The sequence below is a fragment of the Hungatella sp. genome, assembly GCF_046966825.1.
Genome location: NZ_JBKVCZ010000044.1, coordinates 20136 through 38382, shown reverse-complemented (window position 1 = coordinate 38382; position 18247 = coordinate 20136). Strand labels below are relative to the sequence as shown.

The 18247-nt window shown below is 46.5% G+C and carries 18 protein-coding genes; all 18 read right to left on the bottom strand.

All coding sequences use genetic code 11. From position 1 onward, the window contains the following. Positions 1-66 precede the first annotated feature (66 nt). The 18 genes from ACLTD4_RS15180 to ACLTD4_RS15095 all read right to left on the bottom strand — a co-directional run bounded on the left by ACLTD4_RS15180 (position 67) and on the right by ACLTD4_RS15095 (position 18229). Positions 67-294 carry a hypothetical protein gene (locus ACLTD4_RS15180; protein ID WP_002601263.1) on the bottom strand — a complete coding sequence of 76 codons (228 nt, stop codon included), beginning with the start codon at positions 292-294 and terminating at the stop codon, positions 67-69. A 271-nt stretch (positions 295-565) separates the two neighbouring features. Continuing rightward, positions 566-715 (bottom strand): aminoglycoside adenylyltransferase domain-containing protein, encoded by a 150-nt coding sequence (locus tag ACLTD4_RS15175; protein ID WP_412331398.1) that lies wholly within the window; start codon positions 713-715, stop codon positions 566-568. 50 nt (positions 716-765) lie between these two features. Next, positions 766-1008, bottom strand: a complete 243-nt coding sequence (locus ACLTD4_RS15170; protein ID WP_147335897.1) for a hypothetical protein — start codon at positions 1006-1008, stop codon at positions 766-768. 179 nt (positions 1009-1187) lie between these two features. Further along, positions 1188-2567: an MATE family efflux transporter gene (locus ACLTD4_RS15165; protein ID WP_117634180.1), complete on the bottom strand. Its 1380-nt coding sequence runs from the start codon at positions 2565-2567 to the stop codon at positions 1188-1190. Then, complete coding sequence (locus ACLTD4_RS15160) at positions 2530-3963, bottom strand: neutral/alkaline non-lysosomal ceramidase N-terminal domain-containing protein (RefSeq protein WP_117634181.1); 1434 nt, start codon at positions 3961-3963, stop codon at positions 2530-2532. Before ACLTD4_RS15160 ends, ACLTD4_RS15165 begins: the two co-directional genes overlap by 38 nt. Next, on the bottom strand, positions 3960-4997 hold the full coding sequence (locus ACLTD4_RS15155; RefSeq protein WP_117634182.1) for an MBL fold metallo-hydrolase: 1038 nt from the start codon (positions 4995-4997) through the stop codon (positions 3960-3962). Before ACLTD4_RS15155 ends, ACLTD4_RS15160 begins: the two co-directional genes overlap by 4 nt. A gap of 74 nt (positions 4998-5071) precedes the next feature. After that, on the bottom strand, positions 5072-6583 hold the full coding sequence (locus tag ACLTD4_RS15150) for an IS1182 family transposase (RefSeq protein WP_412331397.1): 1512 nt from the start codon (positions 6581-6583) through the stop codon (positions 5072-5074). A gap of 143 nt (positions 6584-6726) precedes the next feature. After that, complete coding sequence (locus ACLTD4_RS15145) at positions 6727-7638, bottom strand: ABC transporter permease (protein WP_117634183.1); 912 nt, start codon at positions 7636-7638, stop codon at positions 6727-6729. 18 nt (positions 7639-7656) lie between these two features. After that, complete coding sequence (locus tag ACLTD4_RS15140; RefSeq protein WP_117634184.1) at positions 7657-9081, bottom strand: ATP-binding cassette domain-containing protein; 1425 nt, start codon at positions 9079-9081, stop codon at positions 7657-7659. Next, entirely contained in the window at positions 9081-9842 is a 762-nt protein-coding gene (locus ACLTD4_RS15135) for a sensor histidine kinase (RefSeq protein ID WP_117634185.1), read from the bottom strand. Before ACLTD4_RS15135 ends, ACLTD4_RS15140 begins: the two co-directional genes overlap by 1 nt. 8 nt (positions 9843-9850) lie before the next feature. Continuing rightward, the gene (locus ACLTD4_RS15130; protein WP_117634186.1) at positions 9851-11452 is read right to left on the bottom strand and encodes a helix-turn-helix domain-containing protein; all 1602 of its coding nucleotides are present in this window, start codon (positions 11450-11452) and stop codon (positions 9851-9853) included. Positions 11453-11519: 67 nt separating this feature from the next. Next, positions 11520-12014, bottom strand: a complete 495-nt coding sequence (locus ACLTD4_RS15125) for a hypothetical protein (protein WP_117634187.1) — start codon at positions 12012-12014, stop codon at positions 11520-11522. 68 nt (positions 12015-12082) lie between these two features. Next, positions 12083-13474, bottom strand: a complete 1392-nt coding sequence (locus tag ACLTD4_RS15120) for a hypothetical protein (RefSeq protein WP_320995609.1) — start codon at positions 13472-13474, stop codon at positions 12083-12085. A gap of 2 nt (positions 13475-13476) precedes the next feature. Beyond that, complete coding sequence (locus tag ACLTD4_RS15115) at positions 13477-14460, bottom strand: MBL fold metallo-hydrolase (protein ID WP_181988659.1); 984 nt, start codon at positions 14458-14460, stop codon at positions 13477-13479. Continuing rightward, the gene (locus ACLTD4_RS15110) at positions 14457-15404 is read right to left on the bottom strand and encodes an ABC transporter ATP-binding protein (RefSeq protein WP_117634190.1); all 948 of its coding nucleotides are present in this window, start codon (positions 15402-15404) and stop codon (positions 14457-14459) included. The genes ACLTD4_RS15115 and ACLTD4_RS15110 overlap by 4 nt, the downstream gene beginning before the upstream one ends. After that, positions 15404-16393, bottom strand: coding sequence for an ABC transporter ATP-binding protein (locus ACLTD4_RS15105; RefSeq protein WP_117634191.1), 990 nt, complete (start codon positions 16391-16393; stop codon positions 15404-15406). Before ACLTD4_RS15105 ends, ACLTD4_RS15110 begins: the two co-directional genes overlap by 1 nt. Positions 16394-16412: 19 nt before the next feature. Next, positions 16413-17276, bottom strand: coding sequence for an ABC transporter permease (locus ACLTD4_RS15100; RefSeq protein ID WP_243008328.1), 864 nt, complete (start codon positions 17274-17276; stop codon positions 16413-16415). Beyond that, positions 17273-18229 carry an ABC transporter permease gene (locus tag ACLTD4_RS15095; RefSeq protein WP_117634237.1) on the bottom strand — a complete coding sequence of 319 codons (957 nt, stop codon included), beginning with the start codon at positions 18227-18229 and terminating at the stop codon, positions 17273-17275. The genes ACLTD4_RS15100 and ACLTD4_RS15095 overlap by 4 nt, the downstream gene beginning before the upstream one ends. Positions 18230-18247 lie beyond the last annotated feature (18 nt).

Here is an 18247-nt window from a genome sequence, read left to right as displayed (position 1 = left end):
ATTATCACTTTTCCGCACAGAAACGGCGGAGAGGATTTTTTCTCCTCTCCGCCGCTCACCGTCTGCTCATGAAAACTTATATTTCACTTCGCATCCATAAGAAACCTTATTGCAGATGTTCACCACCCGGTCCATGACCGTGCTGAACTCTGCGGCATCCGCGTCGATGTCCATCTCCCTCAAGTCCTCAGAAATGTCCACCTTCTTTACCCCGTCCATTTTTCCGATCTCGCCGACAATTCGCTGTGCCTTCGAGGGGTCTGACAGGGAATACACATGATAACGCCTGCTCATACCTTTTCCTCACTTTCACCAGTTGTTATTAACAAGTATTGGCAGAAGAGGGAAATTTTAAACATGGGGCGCGGTTCCGGTTTTTATCAGAGCCAGATCTTATGCTTATCATATCTGCTTTCGGCACCCAACTGCATTTTGGTTGTCTTACTTTCATCTTTTTCTATATATTCAGGTAATTATAGTTCCGAAAATTCGGCTCAGTTCTCCTATCCAACCAAATCTTCAATCCTACGTTCCATATATCGAACGAGCGCCTTTGCCTCCTCCCCTAAATCCTCCCATGTATCCCCCGCCCCCCTATATACACCTTTTCTGCCATCTTAAGCAGCGGCGCCAGGTTTGGTGGCATCTTAGGGAGCGCCCATACTGCTGCAATATTTTTCGAGCACAGCTCACCGGTTTCTTCGGTAAACCACATTCTGGCTAATGTTAAAAGTACACTTCTCCCATCACCGGATACATGAGTAATTAATCCGAGCAGCGAATGATTGCTAAATCGGGATCACAGCACGTTTTCGGTATTTCTCCCTCATCCATCTCTTCTCTCAGCCATTCCCCATACATGTACTCACATTTTGGCGGAAACTGCCAGGGTATGATATCATTCTGGTTAATAACGGTCACTTCCAAAGGCCGCTTATCTGTATAGCCAACATTTCCGGATACAGCCATCAGCCGTTTCGTCAACTCTTTCCAAATGCAATCCTGCATTTCCCCATTTGTAATAATCAACAGCTCCACAACACTTTTTATATGAAGTTCTCCCTTCTTTCTATTATCGCTTATTGTTTATCTTCTGCTGCTCACTCATGCGGCCGCACCGTTCTTTATGAAACCTTTCCTTTATAAAATGCATCTCTCCGGACATGACGCCTTTTTCAGCCATTTTCTCATTTCTCAGTCAACAGTTTTCTATTTTTCCACTTCCCACTCAGAAAATATCCCACTACAATGACTCCGGTTATCGTCCTGGAAAATGCGGTTCCCCAGAAATAGCTGGTAACACCCATGTCAAAAACATACAGGAACAAAAGGCTGAATCCGATTCTGCTGATCACACCATCTACAATGCCGAGTACAAAACCCAGGGAGACAAATCCGCAGCCTGTGATCATGGCCTGGAATGAACCGGTAATTCCGGCTACAAAGATTGTCATTACCATAATCCTCAAATAGGTTACTCCAAACGCCAGGACTTCCGGATCCTGGGTGAACAACCGGTATAGCGGCTTTGGAACACAGACGAACAAAATGGAGGAAACCGCTGCCACTCCCATGCAGAAGCCAAATGTACACAGAATAGATTTCCCGGCTCTCCCAGTCTTTTTGGCGCCGAGGTTCTGTCCCACCATAGAAGCCGCCGCAGAGTCCACTCCCTGCATAAATACTTCCATAAACTTCTGAATCTTGTTTCCAACGCTGTTGGTAGCCGCCGCCACCAGACCGTAGGAATTGACATTGGCGTTGACCCAGAGCATGGAAAAACGGACAAGACTGCTTCTCACCATCTGAGGAACTGCCAGCTTAATAATCTTTTCTGCTGCATCCTTTTCAATCTTGAAATAAGAAAGTTTCAATTCAAATCCCATTTCATCACGATGGTGATACATAAAGGTAAATGCTGCTATGAAAGACCCCAACTGGGCCATCACCGTCGCTATGGCTGTACCTGCTGCCTCCAGCTTGAATACCGCTACAAGAAGGATATCCAGGATTATATTGGTTACCGCCGCTACTGAAATAAAAAACAAAGGTTTTTTCGATTCTCCCATTCCGCGCAGGACACCGCATACCGCGTTGTAACCAAAAATAAACGGCATACCAATAACGGTGATAATCATATAGGCCTGCGCCTGCGACCATGCTTCCTGCGGACAGTTCAGCAGTGTCAGAATCTGATTATTAAAGATTACGGTTAGAACAGCGATACATATAGATGCAATAAACATGATAGAAAACAGTGTTCCAATGGTTTTTTTTGCTCTCCTGTGTTCTCCAGCCCCGATCAGCTGCGAAATATAGATCTGACCAGACATGGCAAACGCCGTGGCAAGAGGCGTCATAAAGTCGGCAATTTCACCGCCGGTGGAAACACCAACCGTTCCGATGCTGCCGACAAACTGTCCCACTACCATTAAGTCGACCAGAGAATAAATCTGCTGTATCAGATTCGTCAGGATAATCGGGATTGCAAATGTCAGCAGAGTCTTCATAATGGGACCTTCTGTAAGATCAATCCCGACTCTCTTCTTTTTCACTGCCGTCTCCATGGGTTCCCGCTCCTCCTTTTAATCTGTATTTTAAAATGTCAAAAAAAAGATTCTTCTCTCCTTCTATAATCACGTCCTCGGCACTGCCCGGTTCTACACCCCCGTATGCCATCGGTAGAAGAACGTCTTTCGATGTCCAGTCAAAGATATAATTGCATTTCTCCCCATAATGATGTGTTACAATCACCGTATTCTTATAAGGTGATGCCTCCTTCATATCTCTGCCAATTTCTGCAAACAGCTCTGCGTTCGCCAGCAGCACTGCAATATTACCGATGGTTAAAAGATGGAGTTTCAAATGTCTCGGTTCTCCTGGCACCATCTCAGGTACCATGGCTGGTCCGGGTATTTTTCCATAAGGGACTTCTTCATAGCTGCGTGGGCCCTGTCCGCCGTTTCGAACGGTGGAGAAATCCTTTGGAGGCCATCCGTTCACACAGCGTCTTGCGGGCAGGTCGATATTTTTCATTACATGATTCACCGGCATATACTCACTGTACCGGGTGATCGCATCGATCCCTTTGCAGCAGTCAGCGCCGTGCAGACGTCCCATATACTCCATCTGCATGTAGCCTGTGCCATCCGGATATTGAAGCTGTGCGGTCCAGCCATCCGGATACTCGTATTGAAGCCCATGACTCAAAAGAGGATTTTGATTTCCTGCTGCTCCCGAAGTCCACAGAGCAACCGCACCATCTCCATAATGTTCCTCTACAAACCGACAGGCGATTCCGGTAAAATTCCCGGAGGTTTTCGCCTTATGGTCAACGTCCTTCAACATATAACAGTTTGTGGCATGGGTGGCATGATTTAGGAAAGCCGCGATCAACCGGTCTTCCCTGTCGACGAATTTGATAATGGAGAGTGTCTTATCACTGTATCCCCCCATGCTTCGTCCCTCCACCCAGTAACCGCCAAATGAAAACAGGTTTCGGTTCACATTGATATAGCTGTCCGTTTCTCCGTAGCCATAACGGGCCGGGCGCATCGTCTCTGCCGCCTGTTTTCCTGCCTTGATTCCTGCATCAAAAACAATTTGCTCATATCTCTCAATAAACTCCAGAAGTTCCGGAGACGCCTGATTCTTTCTATATCGGGGCGCTGTGTGGTTATGTGTTCCAGTAATAAAGATATTGTCCGCAGGGAACCCCGTTTCCGCAGCAATTGTCTCAGGATAATCCGGAAATTCCGGAGCTCCGGAAAGTTCAAATGAAAGAAACATCAACCTGGCCCAGCCTGTATCAATGGCAATCGCACGGCAGTTCATATCATCATAAGGTTCCCACTGCTGCATGGGTTCCAGCCCAAAATCGCTGATCCGGTTGGGAATCGGATACATATCAGGAGCAGGATTGATGCAGACCTTTGATGCCCCAACTCTCAATTCTCTGCTCATTTAGGTTCTGTCCCCCTCTCCCCCTCCTCCTTTGGAGGGTAAACACCTTCCATTGTATACGCAAGCACACTGAATCCCTTAATATACTTGAAATATCGTTCTGTCGGCGCACCGCCCTTGGGACTTATACTGAATGCCTTATAGTCATAGCAGTCCGGATCTTTCAGGATTTCGTCACATGCCTCCAGTTCACTTTCCAGCACACCGCTTTCCACATTCACGATAAAGTGACTGGGAAACACGTAGTCAATTTCGTCCAGTCTCGCGACCACCTTTGCCAGGTTATCACGGAAGGTCTGCACATTCATATACTGGCCATTTTTCACCCCCGGTTTCGGACCGCCTCCCACGCCGGATATATCACTGCACAAGTCATCTCCCGGGAAGAAAATCCTGTTTTTTCTGTCCAGGATTCCCGCATTTCCCGAAACGTGGCCGCCCAGCCAGCAGACCTCCACTTCATAATCACCGCCCAGGCAAAAGACGTAACCGTCCGGCACGCCAACGATCTCATATTTTTTAAATTTCGGCAAATCCTCTTTATCAAACTGAAGCCATATATTGTCCCCGTTTTCATCAAACAGATAATCAAACATATGCCCGTTCTGTTCCTCTAAACTGGGGACTTCAAACTCATGACAGTAAACTCTGTCAAACCGGCAGTTTCCATAAGCGTGATCCACATGACCATGTGTATTAAACACGATCACCTCTTTTCCTCCGGACAATTTCTCCGCCAATCCCTTTAAATCGCCCAGACCGAAGGCCGTATCGATTAATAATGCCTTTTCCGGTCCCACAATCAGATACATCCATACATCGCCGGCACCGTCGCAGTTTTGCGTAAACAGGCCATATAAATTATCTCTGAACTGATATACCTCGACATACGGATTCATCTCATATATTTTTCGTGTCCGGTTATTTTCCCGCAGTTCTTTCATATAAGCCCAGCTGATATAATTCTGCGGATTTCCCCACTTGATTCGCTTCGCATTCAGTTCATTTTTAATCGGATAGTTTTGTCTTACCATTTCCTGCCTCCTCTTCCTTTACCTTTTGATTTCTCTCAATAAAAGTATAGCATGGAAAAAAGGGCAGAATAATGTCACTGGTTTTCGATTATGTGGAAAAAAAAAGGAAAAGCAGCGGATTCGCTGCTTTCAGACTGTAGACAAAATGGTTCCTGGTGCGATGCACCCGGAACCATTTTGAATTTTATATAGAGATATATTGGTTCGAATATACAGACAAAAGAACAGGGTTTCCTTAGCCCGCCCTTTCTCCATTTCCAGATTGCCAGTTTCTTTAGATTCATACATGCAAATAAAAGGGTCAGCTCCATTGTCACTTTTGCCAATCCTCTGTACTGTGTATATCTCATTCCATGTTTTTCTTTTCCGTCTGCAAAGACTCGTTCGATGGTTTCTTTCCGTTTCTGATAGATTTCTTTCATCCCTGTCTGATGACGGATTTCCTCCACCTTTTCCATGTACCCCTCCCATACATGGCGGCTTACCACCTTTACATGGTCTTTGCTTCCTGTACATTGGTTTTGGTACGGACAATCCTTACACTTTTTTCCATCGCTTTTGTATTCTCGGTATCCATCACGGTTTGTTGTGCTGTATTTTAGGATCTGATTATTCGGGCATAAATAACAGTCAAAGTATTCATCATATACATAATCGCTTTTTCGAAAATACCCTTTCTTTGTCATTGGACGTTTATAGGGCATAACCGGAACCTTTCCTTCCTCGATTAGCGTTCTTGCGATTGCTGGTATCTTATAGCCTGCATCCATTACATAGTATTTAGGATATTTTACCCGTTCGCTTACTTTCCGGTACAGTTCCCAAAAGGATACGCTGTCGTGGACATTCCCTGCTGTCACTTCAAAATCTATGACATAATTATTTTTATCACAGCAGGTATTGGCTGCATAAGCAAACACCTGCTTGTGTTCCCCTTTGTGGAACCAGCCACTGTCGGGATCGGTAGTGCTGACCTTTTTGTTTATGGTCTCTGGCGTGGACTCTTTTTCTTTCAATGGCTTTTTCCCGTGTTCCAGCCTGTCCTTCTCTATTTCCTCCTGCAGCTCCTTTTCGTAACATCGGGCTTCTTTTTCCATGGTTTCATTCTGATATTTATGAGGGTTTGCACTGGCTTTGATGTGGGTACCATCAATAAAAAGACTTTCCGTATCCAGGAAACCACAGGCATCCACCTCCATTAGAATCCGGGAGAATATCTTTTGAAAAAGATCCGTATCCTTAAAGCGTCTGGTATAGTTCTTCCCAAAGGTAGAGAAATGAGGGATATCCTCATACAGGCCGTATCCCAGATACCAGCGGTAAGCAAGATTCACTTCAATCTCTTTGATTGTTTTGCGCATGGAAGGGATGCCAAACACGTATTGGAGGATCACGATTTTCATTAATACAACGGGATCAATGCTTTCCCTGCCATAAGGTTTGTAGAGATCTTTAACCTCGTCATAAATAAAGCTTAAATCAATGGCTTCCTCCAGCTTTCGAACCAGATGACCGGAAGGGACGAGGTCATCCAGGCTTGCAATCTGTACCTGAGAACGTTCTGAATAATCTTTTTTCCCCATCATAAGAAAAAACCTCACTTTCGTATAGTACTATTATACTACATCGAAATCCTGAGTGAAAGAAAAAAGACAACCGCCTCCTATTAGGAGGCTAGTTGTCTACAGTCTGAAAGCAGCGGATTCGCTGCTTTTCTGATACCTTTACTCTATCGTTTTCTCTTATAAAATAACATGGATAAAATCAAAATCACTCCGGTAACAATATACTGCGCATTCGCATTAATACTGATCAGCGAAAAACGGTTTTCAATCATGGCCACTGTCAGTACTCCAAGTATGAGACTCCAGATCCGGGGATGCGCCGGCTGACCCAGCACACCGCCGATATAGGCCGCGGCTATCCCGGTAATTTCCATTCCCGGTCCCACATTACTGCCCGCCACCCCTTTTCTGGCCGTCATAATAATTGCCGCCAGGGCATAGAAAACGCCAGCAATGGAGTAGGACAGGCATTTGATCCGCTTCACCTTGATCCCCGACCTCCAGGCAGCTTCCTCATTGAGACCAATCGCACGGATATACTTTCCAATAAAGGTAAAACGAAACACTACCGCAGTAAACAGAAAACAAAGCACCACAATCCACAGATCGAACCGAATTCCCATCATGCTGCCTTTCGCAAGCATGCGGAAGGACTTTGGCAGAGCCGTTACCACACGGTTATCCGATATATAATAAGAAATACCGCGAAAAATAACCTGTGTGGCCAGTGTGGCTGCAAACGGTACAATATTTAAATAGGCTGTCAGAATTCCATTCAGCAAACCACAACCAATACCGGTCAAAAGCGCGGCTATCACAATAAAGACAGGAGAAATCCCCGCCACAATCATGACACTGATCAACGCAGAGATGAGAGAGATCTGGTATCCCACAGACAGATCAAATCCGCCTCCCGCCATGATAAATGCCAGCCCAAGCACAACAACCGCCAGGTCGGTATTTAAAAACACGATCGATCTGATGTTGTCGGGAGCTAAGAACTCGTGAGACATAACAGTAAAGCCAAAGGCAACAAGAAGCATAATTAAGACAGAACTATTCCAACCTTTTTTCATATTGTTTTCCTCTTTGAATCATGATCCATAGGACCGGGTCTGTGATTCCCGCGTTAAAAGCACATACCTGTCCACCAGTTCTTCCTCATGATCCACATCCCCCGTAAACATGCACACTGCCGTCCCCGATTCCAGCAGTTCGGCGAGGCTCTCTTTTACCATATGATAAGTGACCAGGTCGTTATGTATGGCAAAATCATTACATATAATTACCTTTGCACGAACCAGCTTTAAGCGAAACAGATTAATTGCGATCCGCTCCTTTTTAAAGAGATGACGGCTGTCCTTGTGTTCCAGCAGGCCGCGTTTTCCATACCAGCGGTAAAAATCCTCCTTCACACACTTTATCATCTGCTTTCTCTCAAACCCGCACCTGGATAGTTTTTCGTAAAATCCGAGGCAGAGATTCTCCATCGGCGACAGTTCCTCAATCAATTGATCCAGATATGCTGTGTTCAGAAACAGAATACCGTCACTCTCCTTAAGGACTGTCTTCTGTTTTCCGTCATACCAGATCGTACACGTCTCTGCCTGGTTTCCTTCAAAAAAGCGCTGCTGCATGATCGGAAACACCTCCAGATAGGGCGTTACCACAGCAGTAAATTCTCCTTTATACAGTGTTAAGTTCAGCAGTTCCTTTAATCCCACATTCAGATTTCTGACGGTGAGAACCGATTCTGCATTTTTCACAGAGCGGCGTGCTGTTTCCTTGTATGTCGCATAGAGCGCATGAATCACGTGGTTGGCTTTCCGTTCATAGCCCGGCCCATTCTCAATAATCTTCACGATCCGGCCGTCATATTGAAATGCGATCCGGTCCGTTAAGTATGGCAATAACTTCATCTGATGGCTGAAATAGACAAAAGATATCCCTTCGGCTTTTAACTGTTCCATCAGACTCTTTAATTTTTCAAACTCCCGGGTCGTCCCTTCCAGATCGAGACTGTCAATTAAAATCACTTTAATCCGTCGTAGTCTGGAAGCCAAAATCTCCAGATACAAGCATTCCATCTGACTTAAGGTATTTGTTTTTCTGTTTACATCGAAAGCAAGATCGTAGTCTTCCAGTAAGAGTGTGATCATCTTCTTGATTTTTCCAGAATTTACCCGCTTTGTAAGCCCTTTCGTCTTCCACAGTATTGCGAGATTTTCCCAGATAGCGAGCTCACCGACCAGCATGGAATCACGGCTTAAGCATATCACTTCCGGATTCCCTCCTTTTGTACCGCCTCCGTAATTCATTCTCTCACCCCGAAAAAAAACAATACCGGCAGAAGGACAGACTTCACCGGCAATCAATCCCATTAATTTATATTTTCCGGCATAGCGGTTCCCGAAAACCCCCAGAATCTCCCCTTTTCTGATACTAAAATTCACAGTTTTAAGGCCATGCCCTTTCTCATTCGGTATATCTACATTGCATGCACGAAAAATTTCTTCCATTATTCCTTACTGGAAAGCTTATACGGAATCAAAATCTCCACATCTGTCCCCAGCCCCTCACAGCTGTATATGGAGATTCCATACTCCTGGCCGAAATGCAGCTTTAAGCGCTTGTCCACGTTCTGCATTCCAATGCCTGTATGATGGCTTCCCTCTCCTCTTTCTGGTTTTCCGTCTCGTATTTTGGAGCACATAAATTCCAGCTGTTCCGGTGTCATCCCACAGCCGTTATCTGAAACCATAATCTGTACATTACTCTGAATCCGACGAGCCGTAACGGAAACGGTTCCGCCTGACATCACATCCGAAAGCCCGTGCAGAATTGCATTCTCGACCACTGGCTGAAGGGTAAGTTTGGGCAGAATCACATCCTTTACCTCCGGTTCGTTAAAGATTTCCAGACTGAATCTGTCCTTAAACCGATACTGCTGGATTTTTATATAGTTCCTTACATTCTCCAGTTCATCCTTCAGTGTAACGATATCGCTGTTTCCGCTGATACTGTACCGAAAAAAATTGGACAGAGACCAGGCAATGTCAGCGACATCCTCCGCATCCTCCAAAAGAGCCATTCCTCGGATGCACTCCAGGGTATTATAAAGAAAATGCGGATTAATCTGACCCTGAAGTGTGGCCAGATTCGCCTGTTTAAGCAGGATCTCCCGTTCATAATTCTGATTGTCCTGCGCCTGTGCCTCCGTGATTCGGTCACTGACCAGCTTCTCCAGTTTATCCTCTGTCATTACCACCAATTTTTTCACAGTGAACCTCACCCATAAATATTCCGGTAGTCAGTAGGCTTTACGCCCACTTCTTTCTTAAACAGTTTGCTGAAATACCTCGAGTCTGCAAATCCCAATGCCTCCGCGATTTCACTCACATTCTTATCGCTGTTTTTCAGCATATCCTTAGCCATTCTGATCCGATAGTCTATGATATACTCCGTAAAATTCTGGCCGGTCTCCTTCTTAAACAGGTTGGAAAAATAGGCAGGACTTAAGTTTACCTCCTGCGCGACACCCTCCATGGTTAAATGTTTCGCATAGTTTCTTTCAATATAGACACACGCCTGTCTCACCGGTTTTGCGTTCTTCTCCTTTATTCTTTCGGCAGCACGGTCCAGATTGCCGCACATCTGATCAATCAGTTCATTGCGGTAAGCCACAAAATTAGATTTCAGATGAATTCCCCTGCTGATGCGGCTGTATACCATCTCATCGTCGGCAGCGTCCTTCGTGATCGTCTTATAGATATCGCAGAACTTATCGATGATGCGCCTGATAAAGACCATTGCTTCCGTACTTCCGAGAATCTTGGACGGAAGCGAAAAAAAATCCATAAGATCTGAGCGAACCGACTCGGAATCAAGGATAATAAACGCCTTTACCAGATTTTCTTCTATCTCATCAAATCTGGACTGATAGTCTGCCACCAGTCCTTCTTCTATCTCCTCCGAAAAAATCACCCGGTCGGTACCGATATTCATGCGCACCCAGTCGGCACGCCTGCAGGACTGCTTGCTTTCAATGATCTTACCGGTCTCCGACACAGCCTTTCCGACACAAACGGTCAGCTTAAGGCCCTGGAACAGATCAATGACATTCTTAATTTTTTTAAACACGCTTTGAATCTCCGCCTTGAGCTCCGCATCCGAAGCGCTGTCATAGTTTAAAAGCAGCATAACCCCATCGCGCTTATCAGCAATTAAGACGTCATGGCATTTCTCATGAAAATGAATGACAGAAACTTCCCGCATCTTCTTGATTACGGAGGAGATATCTTCTGTTATCTCAATATGTTCCGTATTCCTTGAGTAATCCAGCTTCACCAGTATTACCCGGTATAATCCCGGTTTGAAATGGGTGTGATATCGTTTATTGATCTCTTCCAAAGGCATCGCCTCATATTGAAGCTCTTCGTGGACTGCTTTTTCGATCAGGTAAGTTCGGATCGCGGAATCGTTCTTCTCCGTTCCCGACAGTTCACTCTGCCTGAGAGAATCACAGATTTTCTTTAAAACGGAGTTAAGCTCCCTCCCGTCGACTGGTTTCAGGATATAATCTTCCACCTCATATTTGAGCGCATTATAAGCATACTCAAACTGCCGGTAACCGCTTATAACGACGAATCTGCACTTTAGTCCTCTCTCTTTTGCAATGCGGATCACCTCTAACCCGTCCAGACGAGGCATGCATATATCGGTAAGTACAATATCCGGCTGCTCCTTCTCCACTTTTTTAAGCAGACTCTCTCCATCATAAATACAATCGATAAACTCCACCCCAAGTTCATCAAACTGAATCAGTTTTTTCAGCATACCGCAGATGTACGGTTCATCATCCGCGATCACCATTTTTATTAATTTTTCCATTGTAAGCCCCCCAAAATGTTAGTTTCATTATAACAGAGCTCTTAGGATACTTCAAGCAACTGACCGTTTATCGCCCCATACAATATACCATCAATTGTTCATATGTATCTGTTGTCGCCTTCTCCGATTTTAAGTTAAATACCAGTGTTCCGGCCATATGTTTTACTACGATATAGTTTTCCACCTCGCTGTACGCATAAAAGGTATACCTGCCGTAAAGCTCATTCCGGTACTCTCCACACCATCCTTCATCCCAATCCTTATTCCTTATAACCTCTCCTGATTCCAGACTGCTGACCAGTCGTACTTCTTCCATATCTCTATACGGAATAAAAAGGGCCTGTTCGTCGAGACAGCTGATGCCAAGGACTGCATCATCCATTTCACACGTAACGGAACCGGCTGATCGTGTCATATTGCAAAACAGAAGAAAGGCAATTAGCACAATCATAAAAAGGGCAGATATCTGCCTTCCTTTCGCGGTGGCAAAGTAAGGTTCCTTTCGCTCTGCCCTCATATCCTCGTTTTCATCCCCAACGGGTATCCATTCCTGTTTTCTCACAGCCAATCCCCCTTTTCTCCATGCACCAAATGGCACTGCCATTATGACAGTACCATCGGAACTACCTATTACAGAAAAATCTTTTTGGTTAATGCTTTTAATCCCTCTTTAAAAATTGTATTGGAATCGCAGGGGTATGCCTCTCCGAAGTGCTGGAAAGTCTTGTGTGTATTACTGTCTGTATCCTGTATGTATCCGACCCTGTTCCCATGCCCCCCTGCCACGGTAATGACAAATACGTGTTTCAGCGGACAGGCTTCCTTTATTGCCTTTCCAAGATTCACATAAAGCTCAGCCGCCACTGTGACCACTGCCACATCCCCCAGAATAAACAACTGCATCTCGCAGTCCTCCGGTTTGTCTGTCGGAATATAATCTTCCAGATGCCTGCCAATGATTTTACCGTCCTTTACCATCTCCGGTGCGATTTTTTCCACCACAGACACAGAATTCTGAGCCAGTGCAATATTCAGCCAAAAATTGGTTCCTTCCGGCGCCTCCTGCTGCGGGATAAATACATCTGTATACGCGGAGCGCATATCCATTCCTGCATGGCACTCGATTTTCTTTAATACCTTGTTGGCATCTGACGCATGGCGCTCTCCCAGATTCTGGGAATAGGCGTACTGGTATCCGTCCGGGATCGTGTCGCTTTCGGACACGCCGCTGCACTCGAAGTAATGTTTCTCACCTTTAAAACAGCAGATGGCATTCTGGTCGCCCGCAGCTCCTGACGTCCACATCACCACAGCGCCAGGGTACTCCTCTTCCAGACGGCCACAGGTAAATCCCGGGAAATCACCGGATACCTTGATTTTTCCGTCCCTATCCTTTGCCCCGATCGTGGTGATGGCATGGGCACTGTAATTCAAAACAGCGGCGATCAGGCGGTCCTCGTCATCGGTAAATTTGATCACGGACAGTGTCTTATCGGAAGGCCCGTCGTAATTGTCGATCTGAGACCAGTAGCCATCCTCATTGGGATAATCCCGGTTCACGTTGATATAACTCTTACCAGTCCCATATCCCCATTTTGCGGGAACCATGTTCTGAAGCGCCTCCCCGGCTGCTTCCAGTGCCTTCTCGTAAATCATGGTGCCCATTCTATACTGGTTCTCCGTATAATTATGATTCTTTTTCTGGCTTCTGCCTTCTTTCATAACAGTCGTCGTCTGGATTCCCCCATGGTTATGAATCTGGCAGAACATCTGATTCTTATAGGGTATTTTGTACCGCTCTGTTATGGCGTCCTTTAGAGCATCCGTGCCATTGCTCTCCTCGAAGCTGCCGAATAAAAAAGTCTCTTCTCCATTGGAAAATGCGATCATACGCACGTAAATATCATCATATACCCCATCTATCCATACGCCTCCGCCCAGATATGCCGGCCCTGGGTAAGGGAATACATCCTCCGGTGGAGAGATACAGACTTTAGAAGTTCCTACTTTAAATCCGCCCATTTTTATCTTTCCTTTCCATACAGCTTTCTATTTTCTATCACTTCTTCCGGCACATACAGCACATCTGCCGTGCCCCCCTCTTTGATATAGGTTTTCCCAGACTGCCTCTCCATGACGAGATCGTAGCAGAAGGGATCTTCCAAAATCTGCTTCACTGCCTTCAGGGTATCGGTCGAGACGCAGGATGGGCTGTCAAAGAAACCATGCCCCGCCATAACATCATCAAACTCATCGATACGTTTTACAAGTCCCTCCAGCTGCACAGAGTAATAGCTGATTCCCATACATTCCGGATGGAGTACGCCTGGTTTCGCATTATGCAGCCCTACACCGAGCCCTTTGAAACGCGACTCAAACAGGGCGTCTCCGCTGAACAGGATCCTGCTCTTTTTATCCAGGAAACAGCTGAGCCCAGGGGAATGGCCGCCCATATGAATTAATTCAATCTCATAGTCTCCGCCTAAATTGATAACCGAATGATCCGGCAGGCCGACCGGTATGTACGGCCTAAAAGGAATTACGTCTTCATCCCGGTAATAACGGCGGTGCTGCGCCTCTCCAACCTTATTAAACCGTCTCCACCAGTCGTCATAATTCTCCATCTGCCGTTCCAGCATTTCTGCGCAATACGCATGACAGAGTATCTCTTCCCACTGAGGGCTTCCGCCCGCATGGTCCCCGTGACAGTGTGTAACCGCGCAGATCACCTCTTTCCCGGTCAATAACTCGCCAAGCCCCTTTAAATCACCGATCCCATAACCATTATCGATATACAGCGCCCGATCTGGTCCATCGATCAAATACAGCCAGTTATCTCCCACTGCATGAGTACACGGTGCATACATGGCATATAAATTCTGCCTTATTTTAAATACCTCGACATACCGGTCGGCTGCATAGACCTCGCTTTTATATTTTTTCCGCAGTTCTTCCAGATACGGCTCTAACTGTTTCGACTGCGGCTCAATTGGTTTTAAAGTACTCATATCTCTCCAATTCTGCAGCATGACACAAAATGTCCCGGCTCAACCTCAGTCAGCTGCTGCGGCTTTTTACACGCTTCCGTCGCATAGATGCATCTGCTGGCAAATCTGCACCCCGGCTTTGGATTAATCGGCGAATTGATTTCCCCCTTCATCGAAATTCGTTCCATCTTCTTTGTGATATCACTGGAAGGGATGGCCGACAGGAGTGCCTTTGTATAAGGATGGTAGGGCCGGTCAAATACCGCCTCCGTCTCTGCTGTCTCTACAAGCTGCCCTAAGTACATCACACAGATATGATCGGATATATGCCTTACTACCGACATATTATGGGTGACGAACATATAAGTCAGACTGCGGGCCTCCTGCAAATCCTGTAAAAGATTCAGCACCTGAGCCTGAATGGAGACATCCAACGCCGATACAGGCTCATCACAGACGATAAACTTGGGATTTAACGCAAGTGCCCTGGCAATGCCGATGCGCTGTCTGCGTCCCCCATCCAGTTCGTGCGGATAGGCCATGGCAAATCTCGGATCGATTCCGACCATCTCCATCAGTTCGTCTACCCGGTCGTCAATCTCTCCCCTGCTGAATTTCCCGGATATTTTCAGCGGTTCCCGGATAATGCGGCTCACCGTAAAGCGGGGATCCAGGGATGAATACGGATCCTGGAAAATGATCGTCACGTCCTCACGCAGTTTTCTGATCTCATGTTTCGAGATATTGGTAACATTTTTCCCCTCAAAGAGAATCTCTCCGTCGGTACTGTCAAGCAGATGAATCATGGTTCTTCCCAGGGTTGATTTCCCGCATCCGGACTCACCGACCACTCCCATGGTGCAACCCTTCGGTATGCCAAAGGTAACGTCATCCACGGCGTGGAGAACTCCGCTTCCGGTCTTAAAGTATTTCTTCAGATGGCGGACTTCGATTAAATTTTCCATTATAAGGTCCTCCCTTCTTCCGGATGGAGACATTTACAAAAATGTCCGGGTCTCACTTCCACACTGGGAATCTCACCGTTTTTACATTCCGGGGTTGCAAACGGACATCTGGGACTGAAGTGACAGCCCTTCGGCAGGTCCGTCGGATCTGGCGGAAGACCCTTAATCGCCCTCAGGCGTTCCACATGTACATCCATCTGAGGAATCGCCTCAAACAATCCGGTAGTATAGGGATGAAAATGATGCAGATAGACATCTTCTTTACTGCCGTACTCCAGAATTTCTCCTGCGTATACGATAGCCACATCATCACATACCTGAGCCACGACTCCCAGATCATGGGTAATCATAATCATGGCCGTATTAAATTCCTCCCTCAGCTTTTTAATCATAGTCAGAACCTCTGCCTGGATTGTCACGTCCAGAGCGGAAGTGGGTTCATCCGCCAGCAAAAGCTCCGGATTACAGGCTAATGCCATGGCAATGACAACTCTCTGTTTCATACCGCCTGAAAACTGATGCGGGTACTCATCGTAACGGTCTGCCGGAATCCCCACTCGCTCCAGCATCTCGATGGCCTTTCCTCGCGCCTCTTTCTTTGTCATACTGTTGTGGATCTGGATGACCTCGGCGATCTGTTCACCGACCTTATGGACCGGATTTAAAGAGGTCATGGGGTCCTGGAATATCATGGATATTTTTGCTCCCCGGATTCCGTACATCTCTTCTTTATGTAATTTCAGCAGATCTGTGCCATCCAGCAGAACGCTGCCATCCTTTATGGCTGCGGGCGGTTCCTGCAGAATACGCATAATCGCCTTTGCTATAGTAGTCTTGCCTGCTCCGGTCTCACCCACCAGCCCCAGGGTCCTGCCACGGTCCAGATGGAAGCTGACGCCGTTCACCGCATGGACAACCTGTCCGTCTGATGTATACTCTACAACCAGATTTTCAACGGAAAGGAACCTGCTGTTTTTCTTTTCACTCATACGTTCATCAACCTCATTTCTATTTCTTCATCTTCGGATCCATTGCGTCCCTCAGGCCATCACCCAGCAGGTTTAAGGACAGTACTGTGAGGGCAATGCAGATGCAGGGGGCAATCAGCATATACGTATAATCGCGCATGTAATCCCGCGCACTGGTCAGCAGCGCTCCCCACTCCGGTTTCGGCGGCTGTACGCCAAGGCCGATATAGCTTAAACTGGTCGCCTGCAGAATCGTGTAGGCCGTGGCTGTGGTCATCGTAACAATCATATAAGAAAGAATATTAGGTATGATGTGAGTTACGATTTTTCTTGCATCACTGCAGTTGCAAGCCTCTGCGGCTTCCAGATATTCATTCTTTCGCACGGATAAGACCAGTGCCCTTGTGGACCTTGCACTTCCCGGAATATGGCTGATTGCCAATGCCAGGATTGTGTTTCCAAAACCACTGCCAAATACCGTAGCCACGGTAATCGTAAGCAGGGTTCCAGGAATCGACTGGATTACATCCAGGATACGCATGACTACATCTTCAAACAGGCCGCCGTAATACCCGACTACAGAACCCAGAATTACACCGAAAAACTGGGATACAATTACAGATACAAACCCGAGCGCCAGGGAATATCTGGCACCGTACAACAGACGGCTGAATATATCCCGTCCCAGGTTATCTGTTCCGCATAAGTGTGACGCTGACGGCCCTTCCAGGGTATGGCCGGTATCCATCGCCTCGTAGCTGTATGGTGCAATAACCGGAGCCAGCACCGCAGCAATCACGATTATAGCCAGTATAATACCGCCGAGCATGGCTACCTTATTCTTTCTGAGCCGCTTAAGAATTTCTTTTACCTGGCTCGGTTTCGAAACTTTTCCCTTATTCACTGCGTTTTCTTCCTCCTTCCCGTTCCCATGTACTGAGCCTTGATTCTGGGATCAATGGCCGCGTACAGCAAATCTACAAGGAGCATAATGATACTGAAGATTATCGCAAGTACAACCACACTTCCCTGAATAATGTTATAATCGCGGCTGTTGATTGCGGTCACAATATACTGTCCCATTCCCGGAATAGAGAATACATTTTCAATGACAATCGCACCGCCCATCATCTGGGCAAAAGACCCGCCCAGGCTGGTAATCACAGGAATCAGGGAATTGGGAAGTACGTGATGAACGATGACCTTCCATTCTTTCACACCCTTGGACCGTGCCGTCGTCACATAATCGGAACGGATAGCTTCCAGAGTGCTGTTCCTGCAGTGACGTGCCAGACCGGTAATGCTTCCCAGAGAAGCCGCTACAATCGGCATGATATAGCAGGCCCAGCTGCTCACGCCATGAGACGGCAGTAAGTGCAGCTTAGATGCAAATATGGTTACCAGAATCATCGCGATACAAAACTCGGGAAGAGCAACGCCGATCATGGCAAAAATCATACATACCCTGTCAGCAATGCCATTCTGATGAACCGCTGCCATGACCCCTAAAGGAATCCCGATCGCCATAGTCAGCAAAATGCCAAAGAAAGCAATTGTCATCGTACGCGGAAGCCTCGCCATGATCTCCGATGCGATCGAAGCCGAATTATAATAAGAGGTTCCGAAATCTCCTTTTGTAAAAACATCACCAATGTACCGCAGTAAACGAATTACATAGGGATCGTTAAGCCCCATTTCTTCCCGCTTGGCCGCCACCATCTCAACCGTGGCCTCATTTCCCAGGACGAGCTTGGCCGGATCTCCCGGAACAAAGCTCAGCAATATGAAAATCAACGCCGTAACTCCTAAAATAACGGGAATCATGAGGATACATCTCTTTACTGTATACTTTACCATATCAAACCTCAGATTCTT

Bases quoted from the DNA above. Each gene is read 5' to 3' on its own strand.
- ACLTD4_RS15175 (WP_412331398.1), bottom strand. From the start codon at position 715: ATGTGGTTTACCGAAGAAACCGGTGAGCTGTGCTCGAAAAATATTGCA.
- ACLTD4_RS15150 (WP_412331397.1), bottom strand. From the start codon at position 6,583: ATGATGGGGAAAAAAGATTATTCAGAACGTTCTCAGGTACAGATTGCA.
- ACLTD4_RS15160 (WP_117634181.1), bottom strand. From the start codon at position 3,963: ATGAGCAGAGAATTGAGAGTTGGGGCATCAAAGGTCTGCATCAATCCT.
- ACLTD4_RS15110 (WP_117634190.1), bottom strand. From the start codon at position 15,404: ATGGAAAATTTAATCGAAGTCCGCCATCTGAAGAAATACTTTAAGACC.
- ACLTD4_RS15170 (WP_147335897.1), bottom strand. From the start codon at position 1,008: ATGCAGGATTGCATTTGGAAAGAGTTGACGAAACGGCTGATGGCTGTA.
- ACLTD4_RS15145 (WP_117634183.1), bottom strand. From the start codon at position 7,638: ATGAAAAAAGGTTGGAATAGTTCTGTCTTAATTATGCTTCTTGTTGCC.
- ACLTD4_RS15155 (WP_117634182.1), bottom strand. From the start codon at position 4,997: ATGGTAAGACAAAACTATCCGATTAAAAATGAACTGAATGCGAAGCGA.
- ACLTD4_RS15095 (WP_117634237.1), bottom strand. From the start codon at position 18,229: ATGGTAAAGTATACAGTAAAGAGATGTATCCTCATGATTCCCGTTATT.
- ACLTD4_RS15180 (WP_002601263.1), bottom strand. From the start codon at position 294: ATGAGCAGGCGTTATCATGTGTATTCCCTGTCAGACCCCTCGAAGGCA.
- ACLTD4_RS15120 (WP_320995609.1), bottom strand. From the start codon at position 13,474: ATGGGCGGATTTAAAGTAGGAACTTCTAAAGTCTGTATCTCTCCACCG.
- ACLTD4_RS15140 (WP_117634184.1), bottom strand. From the start codon at position 9,081: ATGGAAGAAATTTTTCGTGCATGCAATGTAGATATACCGAATGAGAAA.
- ACLTD4_RS15115 (WP_181988659.1), bottom strand. From the start codon at position 14,460: ATGAGTACTTTAAAACCAATTGAGCCGCAGTCGAAACAGTTAGAGCCG.
- ACLTD4_RS15130 (WP_117634186.1), bottom strand. From the start codon at position 11,452: ATGGAAAAATTAATAAAAATGGTGATCGCGGATGATGAACCGTACATC.
- ACLTD4_RS15105 (WP_117634191.1), bottom strand. From the start codon at position 16,393: ATGAGTGAAAAGAAAAACAGCAGGTTCCTTTCCGTTGAAAATCTGGTT.
- ACLTD4_RS15165 (WP_117634180.1), bottom strand. From the start codon at position 2,567: ATGGAGACGGCAGTGAAAAAGAAGAGAGTCGGGATTGATCTTACAGAA.